Origin of the sequence: Geodermatophilus tzadiensis (genome assembly GCF_003002915.1) — a bacterium.
In the GTDB taxonomy this organism is placed as follows: Bacteria; Actinomycetota; Actinomycetes; order Mycobacteriales; family Geodermatophilaceae; genus Geodermatophilus; species Geodermatophilus tzadiensis.
In genome coordinates this window covers 147,634-159,687 of the sequence record NZ_PVTG01000002.1, presented here as the reverse complement: position 1 = coordinate 159,687, position 12,054 = coordinate 147,634, and the positions used below count along the sequence as shown (strand labels likewise).

The following is a 12,054-nucleotide window of genomic DNA, read 5'->3' as shown; positions in this document are numbered from 1 at the left end:
AGGTCGGCGGCGACGCTGCGTGGGCGGCCCGTCAGCCGATCTGTGGACAGCGGCCGCGCACACCACCCGACCGGGGGACGGCGCCCGACGCTGCGACGATCAGCTGCCGGGGCGCGGGTCGCTCGCCGGGACCCCGGTCGCCGACCTGCCGGCGACGGTGCCCGCTCCGCGGCGGATCTCCTCCTTGGTGCGGGTCTCGCGCAGGACGAACGCCGCGGCGAACGTGATGGCGCCCATGAGGAAGATGTAGGCCGACACCGAGGCGGACGAGCCGGTGGCCGCGAGCAGCGCGGCCATGAGGAACGGCGTGGCCCCGCTGACCAGGATGGCGGCCAGCTGGTAGGCCAGCGAGGCCCCCGAGTAGCGGATCCGCGGCTCGAACAGCTCGGCCAGGTAGGCGGCCAGGGGCCCGTAGGTGAGCGAGGACCCGATCAGCCCGCCGACGAGCGCGAGGAAGATCAGCGGCAGCGACCCGGTGTCGATGAGCCAGAAGAACGGGAACGCCCACAGGGCGATGACCGCCGCGCCCAGCAGGATGGGAGGCCGGCGGCCGACCCGGTCGGACACCTTCCCGCTGAAGTAGATGATGAACACCGAGATCGCCGAGGCCACGAGCGTGACGGACAGCAGCTGGTCGCGGTCGACGCCGAGGTCGCGGGTGGCGTAGTCCAGCACTCCCGCGATGCTGATGTAGAAGATCGCGTTGGTGCCGAACAGCAGGCCCGCGCCGAGCAGCACCGGCTTGCGGTGCCTGCGCACGACCTCCATGAGCGGCGCCTGCGCCACCTGCTCCGCCGGGTCCTTGGTGTGGTGCTCCTGCAGCTGGCGGAAGACCGGGGTGTCCTCGACCCGCAGCTGGATGAACATGACGACGGGGAGCAGCACGGCGCTGGCCAGGAACGGGATGCGCCAGCCCCAGGAGACGAAGGCCTCGGGGCTCACGGTGGCGCTGACCACCAGGAACACGACGTTGCCCAGGATGACGCCGATGGGGACGCCCATCTGCCCGAAGGTGCCCGCGCGCCCCTGATGGTCGCGCCCGGCGTTCTCGGTGAGCAGCAGGATGACCCCGCCCCACTGTCCGCCGACCGCGATGCCCTGCAGGAACCGCAGCACCACCAGGGCGATCGGCGCGAGCACGCCGATCGAGTCGGCCGTCGGCAGCAGGCCGATGAGGAAGGTCGCCGACCCCATCAGGACCAGACACGTGACGAGGGCGGGCTTGCGGCCGACCTTGTCCCCGAAGTGGCCGAAGACCAGACCGCCGATGGGACGGGCGACGAAGCCGGCCCAGAAGGTGCTGAAGGACAGCAGCGTGCCGACGAGCGGGGAGGCGTTGGGGAAGAACAGCTCACCGAAGACCAGCGCGGCCGCGGTGGCGTAGATGAAGAAGTCGTACCACTCGATCGAGCTGCCGATGAGCCCGGCGGCCATGAGCTTGCGCAGCGACCGACGGTCGAGAGCAGGCGCTCCTGCGGGTGTGGACATCGGCTGTTCCTGTCGCCGTCAGGAAGGGCGCGCCTGACCCTGCTGCGAGGCTAGGAGTGCCCCGCAGGAGCGGCAAACGCTGGCGGACGACGGCTCGCGCGTCCTCCAGACCCCACCGGGCGGGACGCTCCCCGGGTGCGTGCGCGGTCGTGCTCTGCCCACCATCCGTGGGCAGAGCACGACCGGCCGCGGAGGGACCACCTCAGGAGCGGGCACCACCGGCGCGGCGGACGGTCAGGTGCGGCGGCCGGGCCAGCGTCCGGGCCACCACGCAGTACCGCTCGGTCAGCTCCCCGAGCCTGGTCAGCGTGGCGTCGTCGGCGTCGGTGTCCAGCTCGGCGTCCACGGTGATCGACCCGAGCCCGACCGGCGTCTCCCGGGAGACCCCGAGCGTGCCGCGGACGTCCATCTCCCCGCGCGCGGTCAGCCGGGCCGAGCGGACGTCGACGCCCATCGCCGTCGCCACGCTGCGCATCGTCACGCCGGCGCAGGCCAGCAGCGCCTGCAGCAGCATGTCGCCGGAGCAGGCGTCGCTGCCGTCGCCCCCGGTGGCGGGGTGCAGGCCGGCGCGGACCGCGCCGGACCACGTCTGCACGGTGGCGGTGACGCCCGCGTCGGAGAAGTCCGCCTCGGCGGACAGCGCCACGCAGGCCGACCCCGGCTCGTCGCGGTACCGCTGCTTGAGCGGAGCCTGCAGTTCACGCAGCCGGACGGCGTCCATCGCGACCTCCCTGGTCGTCTCGGGACCTCCATGCTCGTGACCGGCTGCCCGCCCCGCGACCCGGCAGCACGCAGCCCCGGCGGGCGCGTGCCGGGAGGTCAGCCGGCGACGAGCTCGGCGGCCGCCTCGGGCCACCACTGACCCGCGGGCGGGCCTCCGCCGCAGGTGCCGTCCGAGTCGCCCGGCTGCTTGATCCACAGCAGGGCGTCCAGCCGGGGCGCCTCGGGCGACGTCGTCGGCGCCTCGCCCAGGGTGCGGCCCGGCGGGTTGCACCAGCGGCCCTCGGAGTTGCTGGCGTCCTGCGGCGGGCCGGCGCCGTTGCGGCTGGTGTCGACGACGAAGTGGGCGACCGGCGCGTCCTCGGGAGCGCCCGCCTCCAGCGCCTCGGACAGCGCCGCCCCGTACTCGGTGCTCGCCTCGGTCGTCTCGTAGTTGGCGACGTTGAGGGCGAAGCCGTCGGCCGCGTCCACGCCGCTGCGGCGCAGGGCGTCGGCCAGCGCCGGCAGGTCGGTCACCCAGCTGGCGTTGCCGGCGTCGACGTAGGTGCGGGTGCCCGGCTGCCGGTCGAGGATCGCGACGGCCTCCGCCAGCATGCGGAAGCGCTCCTCCGGGTCGACGCCCGCGCAGCCGACGATGGCCTGCGGGACGGCGTCGGGCTCCAGGACGACGACCGCGGGCCGGTCCCCGAGCGCCGCCGCGAAGCTGCCGATCCAGGACAGGTAGGCGTCGATGTCGGTGGCGCCGCCGGCGGAGTAGGAGCCGCAGTCCCGGCCGGGGACGTTGTAGGCCACCAGGACCGGGAGCTCCCCGTCCTCGGCGGCGGCCAGCGACAGCTGCTCCACCACGGGGAAGGGGTCCTCCGGGGAGGCGATCCACGTGGCGGTCGGCTGCTCGGTGAGCGGGGCCAGCGCCTCGGCGTCGTCGGTCCGACCCTCGGCCCGGGCCTGCTCGACCGCCAGCGGACCGTGGCCCTCGGGGTTGAGCCACAGCTCCTGCCCGGCGAGCCGGCTCCCGGTCGAGGGCTCGGCCGAGGGCTCGGTCGAGCGCTCCGTCGAGGGCTCGGGCGAGGCGTCCGCGTTGCCGGCCGGGCTCTCCTCGGAGGTGGCGGGGGTCGGTGTCCCGCCTCCCCCGCACGCGACGGTGGCGGCGACGACGGCGCTGAGCACCGCGCCGCGCACCCACCGCCGGCGGTGGGTGGGTGCCGTCATCCCACGTGCACCCAGCGGGCGGGCGAGGGCACGCCCTCGTCGTCGACCACGACCAACATGTACCAGCCCGACGGCGTGAGGCCCTCCTCCTCCGGGACGGTCAGCTCGACGGTGCCGCTGCCGCAGCAGCCGTCCGGGCAGTGCCCGGCCGCGGCGTGCTCGCCGCCGTCCTCGGGGCAGGAGCCCGGCGCGACCTCGAGCGCGACGGACCGCTGCTCGGTGTCGGTCTGGTGCGTCACCGCACTGGGCCGCAGCAGCCGGGCCTCGGCCACCTCGCCGTCGGTCGTGACGGCGAAGCTGCTCCCCCGGGTGACCTCCTCCGGAGCGTCGGTGATCTCCGGCCGGTTCCCCGCGAAGAGGTACGGCGGGGAGTAGATCTCGATCCGCGTCTCGAAGGTGCCGCTGCGGGTCTCCTCCGCGTCGGCGAACAGCGGGTCCGAGCCCATCGTCATGACCCGCCCGTCGGGCAGCAGCAGCGCCGTCGCGTGGTAGTTGCGGCCGATGAAGTTCGGCGCCACCTCCCGCAGCGTGCCGGTCTGCGGGTCGTAGAGGGTCGTCAGGTTCAGGTCGCTCTCCTCGTTGCCGCGGTAGTCCACGGAGCCGCCGGTGAGCAGGGTCGTGTCGTCGGGCAGCGTGACCGCGTTGAGGTAGCGGACGGGGCTCGGGTACTCCGGTGCCGGCTGGTAGCGCGGGGCCACCCCGTCGTCGAGGTCGACCACGTTGAACCGGCCGGTCGACTCCGGGCTGTCCCCGACGAGGCCGCCGCCGACGATGCCGACCCGCTGGTCCTGCACCGGGGCGAGGAAGAACGAGGCGCTCGTCTCGTTGTACTCGGGGTCCTCGAGGCCGTGGACGTCCTGCCAGGAGTTGTCGGTGACGTCCCAGATGCCGGGCTGGCGCCCGGCCTCGGCGGGGCCGTAGCCGGTGTTGGAGCCGCTGTAGAAGACGTGGTCGCCGTCGGCCAGCCGGAACAGCGCCGGGTAGGTCGGGAAGTACCGGAAGAGGTCGGGCTGGTCGGTCCAGGTGCGGGTGGCCGGGTCGTAGACCTCGTTGTCGCCCGGCAGGATGCGGCCGTACTCGTCCAGGCCGGACACGGCCAGGACGCGGCCCTCCTCCAGGCCGACGAGGGTGGGGTACCAGCGGGCCTCGTCCAGCCGGCCGGTCGGCCGGTAGGTCTCGGTGACGACGTCGAACTCGTAGGAGGCGTCGAGCCCCTGGAAGTTCTGCTTCTGCTTGGTCACGCCGGCACCCCGGATGGACAGCTCCACCCGCTGGGCGGCCGGGAGGCCCTGCACCCCGTAGGAGCGCTCCTCCTCGGCGACGTACTCGTCGCCGGTCCCCTCGGCCTCCACCCAGACGTCGGCGACGCCGCTCATCGGCGAGCCGTCGGGCATCTGGTGCCAGGCCGGCACCGTGACCTCCTCGGTGGAGGTGTAGGTCAGGCCGCTGGAGGTGAACTCCGTGCCCACGGGCAGGGTGATCGCCTCCTCGTTGTCGTTGGTGATCGTCAGCACGCCGGCGGCCCGGTCCACCTGCTCGTCGAGCAGCTCGTACCGGCGGGTGCCGCCGGCGATGAGCAGGTTGCCGTTGGGCAGGTAGGCGTGCCCGCCGCAGAAGAGGTCCTCGGGCGTGGGGACCTCCTTCGTGTCGCCCGTGACCGGGTCCCAGAGGATCGAGCGGAAGGTCCCCGCCTCGAACCGCTCCGCGTTGTTGCCCGAGCCGGCGATGAACAGCACCTTGCCGGTGGACAGCAGCGCCGCGTGGATCGCCGAGACCCGGAACTCCTCCGGCAGCTCGACGGTCTCCCAGTAGCCGTTCTCCGCCTGGTAGTCCTGCTGGTTGCGCTGGTACTCGTAGTGCAGACGGTCGGCGACGTCGACCACGACCGGCCCGTTCGCCGCGACGACACCCGTGGCGGCGGCACTGACCAGCGCGGCGTTGCGCAGCCGCCGCAGCGGTCCGGCGACCCGGCGGCTCATCGGAGGGTCTCCTGCGGGAGGCCCGCGAGCTGCGCGGGGGCGACGACGGCCGAGGCGATGGAGCGCGGTTCGGGGATGACGTTGTCCTCCAGTCGGTAGGTGGACGCCGTCGCGCGACGGGCGGCGGCGGAGGTCCCCAGCCAGCAGGCGACGGGGACGAGGCACATGAGGGCGCTGAGCACCGCCCAGGCGTGGACCGCGGGGTGCACGTGTCCCAGCGGCACGGAGGCGACGATCACGCCGACGAGCAGGCCGCCCCAGGCGAGGTGGCGCCGGAAGACGCCGAGGTGGTCACCGGACACCGCGCCCTTGCGGGTGACGACGAAGCCCGGCTCCTGCCGGAGCACCGCCTGCCGCAGCGCCTGGACGTAGACCGGCGCCGACATCGCCGACATCGCCATGCCGGCCACGCCGGAGGAGCCCTCCTGCTCGTGCGGGCTCACGTTGTGCCGGCGGTTCCAGAAGTAGACGCCCAGGTGGAGGACGGCGGAGTTCACGTAGAGCATCAGCCACAGCTGCGCGGTGACCACCAGGCCGCCGACGCCGGTGAGCATGAAGGCGCTCAGGTTCAGCGCGCCGAGCACCCAGCTGATCGCCGCGGACGGGTAGTAGGCCAGCAGCATCGTGTAGTGCGCCCGGCCGGCCCAGGACAGCTCCCGGAAGTACCGCCGGTACTGCTGCAGGATGGTCTGGTCCGCGCCGCAGGCCCACCGGTGCTGCTGGGTGAAGAAGTCCCGCCAGGTCCCTGGCCCCTCGCCGACGGCCAGGACGTCGGGCGTGTACACCGACTTCCAGCGGGCGCCGGTCTCCGGGTTCCGCGAGGAGTGCCACACGAGGCTGGTGGCGGCGTCCTCGGTGATGGAGTCCTGCAGCCCGCCGATGGCGCGCAGGGCCGTGACGCGGACGGCGTTGTTCGTACCGACGAACATCGCCGAGGCCAGCCGGTTGCCCGCCCGCTGCAGCACGCTGTGGAACATGTACTGCTGCGACTCCGCGCCCTTGGTGACGACGTTGTCGTAGTTGCCGTACACCTGCGGGCCGACGACGAAGGCGACGTCGGGGTCGCGGAAGTAGCCGACGAGCCGCTCGACCATGTTCGGGTGCGGCACGTGGTCGGTGTCGACGGAGACCCACAGGTCGTAGTCCTCGCCGTGCGCGTCGAGCCACGCGTTGTAGTTCCCGTGCTTGGTGCGCGCCTTGAAGCCGCCGCTCGGCTGGTTCCAGCGCTCGATGCCCTTGCGGCTGAAGTGCCGGACCCCGAGCTCGGTGCACATCGCCCGCACGGCCGCGTCGTCGCCCTCGTCGAGCAGCCAGACGTCGAGCCGGCCGTCGTAGTGCATGCGGCAGGCCGCCTCGAGCGTGGCCCGGACCATCTCCAGCGGCTCCTTGCCGGGGACGATCGTGGTGAGGAAGGCGACCCGCTGGCCGGCCAGCGGCGTCATGGGCACCGGGTCGCGGGCGTTGAGCGTGGCCAGCGCCAGGGTGACCACGTTGACCATCTGCAGCAGCCCGATGACGGCGACGCTGCAGAGGAGCACGACGGCGAGCACGGAGCGCCAGTCGCCGACGTACTCGGGGTGGTGCGAGGGCAGCAGCAGCCAGACCAGGAAGCCGAGCTCGAAGCCGAAGGCCCCGAGGACCAGCAGCCGCGCGCGGACCCGGGCCCAGCCCCGGGTGATCAGCCGGAACCGGACACGGCCGTCGGCGGGCGGTTCCTGCAGCGGGCCGGCGAGCTCGCTGAAGGCGCTGTAGGGATAGGCGGGTGCAGGGGCGCTCTCAGCCACGCCGGGACGTGACCGTGAGGCTGCCTCCTCCCGGGAAGCCCACCGAGGGGCAGGACGCCGGGGACGACGCCTCCCGGCACGGTGGAGCGACGGACGAGGGCACAGCGATCCATTCGGGAGAGGGACGAGCGGACAGGCGGGAGCCGCGGGCGACCGGCCCGGCGGGGAGGCACGTCGTCGTGCGCGCCGGCGGGTGCCCGGCTCAGCGGGGGTCGAGCGGGCTGGAGCGTTCGGTCGTCAACCCCGAGGGGCGCGACGGGGAGGGGGCCTCCAACGCTGCGGACAGGTCACGGTCCTCCCTCCCGGACTCGGGGGGACCTGACAGGACGACGGCTCTGCCGCCGCCTTCTCTCCCCCGTGCAACTGCGTGTGGCGTCGTTCCGGACCACCCGGTCCGCTCGTGCTCGGACACCCTCGGGCGCCGGATCGGACGGTATGCGCGCAGGTCAGACGGTCGCCAGCACCCGTGATCGCTCAGCGCGACACTGTTCTCGGAGTGTCGACACGGAACGTGACCGTGCTCGGGGCCGTCAAGCGCCGGGCTGACGAGTGCGGCGCGGTGGGACGATCGACGTGGCGTCCGCGTGTCGCTGCTCTCCGCAACACCCGGTGGACCGCGGGTCGCTCCACTTCCCCCAGCCGGCCCGGTCGGCCGTGCAGGACAGCGACGCTTCCTCACTCGGAGTGACGTCCTGAGATTCACCCGTCCGTGACGCACGGTGAGCGTGCTCCGTCAGGACACCCGCTGCGCCGCCCGCTGCGGGCGCCGGCCCGCCGCGGTGGAGGCCAACCGCACTCCCGGCTTCCCCGCGCCGCAGCTCCTTGGCGTCAGGAACGGAGGCTGTCAGCCTGGCTGGACCTGCGCTGTGGAGGTCGAGACATGAGTGGTCCACGCGGCTTCCTGGTCCCCGCCGGGGGAGGACGACCGACCCGTGTTCCTGTGCCCAACACGTGGTTCAAGGCGGTGGGCGAGGACACGGACGGCGCCTTCGCCCTCCTGGAGTACCAGATGACCTACGACATCCCCGCACACACCCATCTCCGGGAGCACGAGAACCTGTACGTGCTGGAGGGATCAGTGACGATGCGGATCGGTGACGACGAGTTCTCGGCCGGCGTGGGCGACTTCGTGTTCGCGCCCCGCGGCGTCCCTCACGCCATCACTGCGACGAGTGACGCGCCACCTCGGTTCCTCACCGTCTGCAGCCCCAGTGGCTTCGAACACTTCATGGAGGACCTGATGGAGGCCCTGGCCGCCGGCCACGACAGGAGCTCACCCGAGGTGGCTGCGGTCCGCGAGAAGCACGGGTGGATCCCCGGCTGAGCACTGGCCGTCCGCGACGAGGATCCGGTCCGACACCAACACGCGGGGCTCGAACACCTCCTCGCAGGTGATCCCCGCTCCCGCGCCGGGATCGCCGCGCACAGGCGGGGCTGGCCTCGAGGAGGCAGAGCGGCTGCGCACCCCAGGCGCGCCCGCGACGACGTGCGGGGCTTCGTGCCCTGTCGCGCACCGCTCGGTGCTCCCTACCTTCGCCGCCGTACAGCTCGCACCGACCGTCCGGAGGGACCGATGAGCGGCGACACCAGGTCCATCGTCCTCGACTGGAGCGCGGCCTTCGACAGGCACGACGTCGAGACGTTCGCCGACTACATGGACGAGAACTGCGTCTTCACCAACGTGGGCACGGGTCAGCGGATCGAGGGCCGGGCGGCCGCCCGGCAGGACTTCGTCGACCTGCTCGCGGCATGGGGCGACCTCCGCCTCGAGGTGACCGACGTCCTGGTCGACGGCGACGCCTTCACCAAGCAGTGGGCCATGACCGGCGTGCACACCGGCGACATGCCGGGCCTGCCCGCGACCCACCGCCCCTTCCGCATCGTCGGCGCAGGCATCGGCCGGATCCGCGGGGGCAAGATCGTCGAGCTCACGGAGTACTGGAACCTCGCCAGCTTCCTGGTGCAGGTCGGCGCTCTCCCCGCGCCGAGGACCGAGCCTGCGCCCGAGGTCGCTGTCGGCGTCGGTGGCTAGGCGTCGCGACCAGGGACGCTGCCGACGGTCGGCGTGGTGACGCCCGGTCGCCCCGCGTGACGGTGCCCGCCGTCAGGCCGGGCTGCGCACCGGCCGCGGGACCCGCGGCGACGGGACGGCGGCGTCCGGACAGGTGGCCTGCTCCAGCAGGACGGCCTCGGCATCGGGGCGCTCCAGCGGCCGGGCGAACAGGTAGCCCTGCGCGGAGTCGCAGTTCCCCTCGACCAGCAGCCGTGCCTGGTGGTCGTGCTCCACGCCCTCGGCCAGCACCTCCAGGCCCAGCGTGCGGCCCAGGTCGATGGTGCCGCGCACGATCGCCGGCATCGGCTCGCCCTCGGCCATGGTGCTGACGAACGAGCGGTCGATCTTGAGCACGTCGACGGTGAACTGCCGCAGGTGCGCCAGCGACGAGTAGCCGGTGCCGAAGTCGTCGAGGGCGAGCCGCACGCCCAGCGTCCGCAGCGCCGTGAGCGAGGCGGCCGCGTGCTCGGGGTCGCGGACGAGCGCGGTCTCGGTCACCTCCAGCACCAGCGCGCCGGCGGGCAGGCCGCTCTCGGTGAGCGCGACGGCGATCTGGTCGACCAGGCCGGCCGAGGTCAGCTGCGCGGCCGACACGTTGACCGCGATCGTCAGGTCGCCGGCGCCGGGGTGGGCCCGGCGCCACGCGGCGGCGGTCCCGCAGGCCTCGCGCAGCACCCACGCGCCGATGTCGCCGATCAGGCCGGCCGTCTCGGCCGCGGGCACGAACCGGTCGGGGCCGACCGGGCCCAGCCGCGGCGACTCCCAGCGCAGCAGCGCCTCGAAGCCGGTCACCCGGCGGTCGGCCAGGGTCACCACCGGCTGGTACACCAGCCGGAACTCGCCGCGCTCCAGCGCGCCGCGCAGCTCCTGCTCCAGCTCGCGGGCGGCCTCGGCGGCCGCGCGCATGCCGGGGTCGTAGCGCCGCACCCCGCCGCGGCCATCCGAGCGGGCGGCCTGCAGGGCCAGGTCGGCGTCGGCGATCAGCGAGCCCGCGGTCACGTTCCCGCGGCCGAGGGCGATGCCGACGGCGGCGGTGACGGTGACCGAGGTGCCGTCGACCTGGATCGGCCGGGTGAGCACCTCCAGCAGCCGCTCGGCGGTCACCACGGCGTGCGCCTCGCCGTCGCCGGGCTGCTCCACGAGCACGGCGAACTCGTCGCCGCCGAGCCGGGCCACGGTGTCGTCGGCGCGCACGGCGCCGCGCAGCCGCCCGGCCACCTCGAAGAGCAGCAGGTCGCCGGCGTCGTGGCCGAGGGTGTCGTTGACGGCCTTGAAGCCGTCGAGGTCCACGGTGACCACCGCGGCCGAGCCGCCGCCGCGCACGGTACGCAGCAGCGCCTGGCCGACGCGGTCGGTGAACAGCGTGCGGTTGGCCAGGCCGGTGAGCCCGTCGTGCAGGCTGGTGTGCACCAGCATCCGCTCGGCGCTGCGGCGGCTGGTCACGTCGGTGACGTGCAGGACGATGCCGCGGACGTCGCCGTCGTCGGTGAGGTCGACCATCCGGATGCCCAGCCAGCGGTCCTCGCCGCGGCGGCGGGTGGACAGCTCGCCGTCGACGACGGTGCCGCCGGCGGCCACCACCTGCTGGAAGAAGGCGTCGGCGCGGTCGGGGTCGGCCCCGGCCGCCCGGACGGCGTCCTCCATGGTGACCAGCGCCGACGGCTCGACGCCCAGCAGCGCGGCCAGCGGGGCGGGGTCGCTGAGGAAGCGGCGCTCCCGGTCGACGACCACCACCGCGTCGGCCGACCAGGCGGCGAGCTTGGCGGCGTACTGCTCCCGCGAGCGGACGAGGGCGCGGGCGCGGGCCTCGGAGCGCAGCAGCAGCGCCGCCCGCGCGAAGACCAGGACCGCCAGCAGCACCGTGCTGACGAAGACCGCGAGGCCGGCGGAGTGGCCGTCGAGGTGGGACACGACGTCGACGCTCGGCGGCACCACCAGCGCGGCGAGGCACACGGCCAGCCGGCCCAGGCCCGAGCGCCCGTGGTCGGCACCGGGTGCCATGGGGGCCGGCGTGGCCGGCCGGACCCAGGTGACCGCGGCCAGGAGGAGGGAGCCGAGCAGCCAGCCGGAGTCGGTCCAGGAGTCGAAGCCGTCGACGCCCGACTGCAGGAGGAGGACGACGTCGGAGTACAGCCAGCAGGCGCACGCCGCCGCGGCGACCAGCGGCGTCCGGTCACCCCGGCGCCGGGTGGCCACCAGCCGGACGACCACCGCGATGAGCGCGGCGTCGGCCGCCGGGTAGAGCGCCTGCACCACCCGGTCGAGCACGGAGAGCGACCCGTCGTAGACGGTCGCCGAGATGGAGAGCTGCCAGGCGACGAGCAGGGCCGCGACCAGGACGACGACCGCGTCGATCCAGCCGGCCAGCCGCTGGGACCGGCTGGTGCTCTCGCCGTGCGCGAGCCGCCACAGGCCGGCGGCGAGCACGCCGTAGGAGGCCAGCCAGAGGGCGTCGGCCGGGCAGGTGGTGCCCCCGGCACCGATCAGGGAGTGGTGCACCTGCCAGGCGAGGTCACCGGCCATGGACAGGGCCACGCCGAGGGCGACCAGCCGGGTGGCCGGCCGCGCACCCTCGCGCCGGGCGCCGGCCACGGCGAGGGCCACGGCCAGCGCCAGGACGGCGAAGTACGTCGAGGTGCGGGCGACCGTGCCGGGCAGCAGCGCCTGGCCCAGGAGGCCGACCGCAGCGAGCACACCGGCCACGCCGGCGACGGCGCGGGGGCGGCCCGGGGGCGTCGGGGAGCTGCCGACGACGCGGTCGGCAGCCCTGGGGGTCGGTGACACGCAGTGCTCATCGGCCGGACCGGGGCCCGACTGGAAC

Annotated in this window: 8 protein-coding genes; 2 read left to right on the top strand and 6 right to left on the bottom strand. The window is 73.9% G+C overall.

From position 1 onward, the window contains the following. Positions 1–99: 99 nt before the first annotated feature. The 5 genes from LY71_RS03780 to LY71_RS03760 all read right to left on the bottom strand — a co-directional run bounded on the left by LY71_RS03780 (position 100) and on the right by LY71_RS03760 (position 7,180). Positions 100–1,488, bottom strand: coding sequence for an MFS transporter (locus tag LY71_RS03780; RefSeq protein ID WP_106275630.1), 1,389 nt, complete (start codon positions 1,486–1,488; stop codon positions 100–102). Between the two features lie 202 nt (positions 1,489–1,690). Continuing rightward, positions 1,691–2,209 carry an OsmC family protein gene (locus tag LY71_RS03775; RefSeq protein ID WP_106275629.1) on the bottom strand — a complete coding sequence of 173 codons (519 nt, stop codon included), beginning with the start codon at positions 2,207–2,209 and terminating at the stop codon, positions 1,691–1,693. Between the two features lie 98 nt (positions 2,210–2,307). Further along, positions 2,308–3,417, bottom strand: coding sequence for a glycoside hydrolase family 6 protein (locus tag LY71_RS03770; protein ID WP_106275628.1), 1,110 nt, complete (start codon positions 3,415–3,417; stop codon positions 2,308–2,310). Continuing rightward, the gene (locus LY71_RS03765) at positions 3,414–5,396 is read right to left on the bottom strand and encodes a galactose oxidase early set domain-containing protein (RefSeq protein ID WP_106275627.1); all 1,983 of its coding nucleotides are present in this window, start codon (positions 5,394–5,396) and stop codon (positions 3,414–3,416) included. The genes LY71_RS03770 and LY71_RS03765 overlap by 4 nt, the downstream gene beginning before the upstream one ends. Next, positions 5,393–7,180: a glycosyltransferase family 2 protein gene (locus LY71_RS03760; RefSeq protein ID WP_170121203.1), complete on the bottom strand. Its 1,788-nt coding sequence runs from the start codon at positions 7,178–7,180 to the stop codon at positions 5,393–5,395. The genes LY71_RS03765 and LY71_RS03760 overlap by 4 nt, the downstream gene beginning before the upstream one ends. A gap of 940 nt (positions 7,181–8,120) precedes the next feature. Between LY71_RS03760 and LY71_RS03755 the strand changes: the two genes are divergently transcribed. Both LY71_RS03755 and LY71_RS03750 read left to right on the top strand, forming a co-directional pair. Next, the gene (locus tag LY71_RS03755) at positions 8,121–8,504 is read left to right on the top strand and encodes a cupin domain-containing protein (protein WP_170121202.1); all 384 of its coding nucleotides are present in this window, start codon (positions 8,121–8,123) and stop codon (positions 8,502–8,504) included. 249 nt (positions 8,505–8,753) lie between these two features. Further along, complete coding sequence (locus tag LY71_RS03750) at positions 8,754–9,212, top strand: ester cyclase (protein WP_106275625.1); 459 nt, start codon at positions 8,754–8,756, stop codon at positions 9,210–9,212. 72 nt (positions 9,213–9,284) lie between these two features. On the opposite strand, the gene LY71_RS03745 is transcribed toward LY71_RS03750, so the two are convergent. After that, complete coding sequence (locus tag LY71_RS03745) at positions 9,285–12,017, bottom strand: putative bifunctional diguanylate cyclase/phosphodiesterase (protein WP_106275624.1); 2,733 nt, start codon at positions 12,015–12,017, stop codon at positions 9,285–9,287. Positions 12,018–12,054 lie beyond the last annotated feature (37 nt).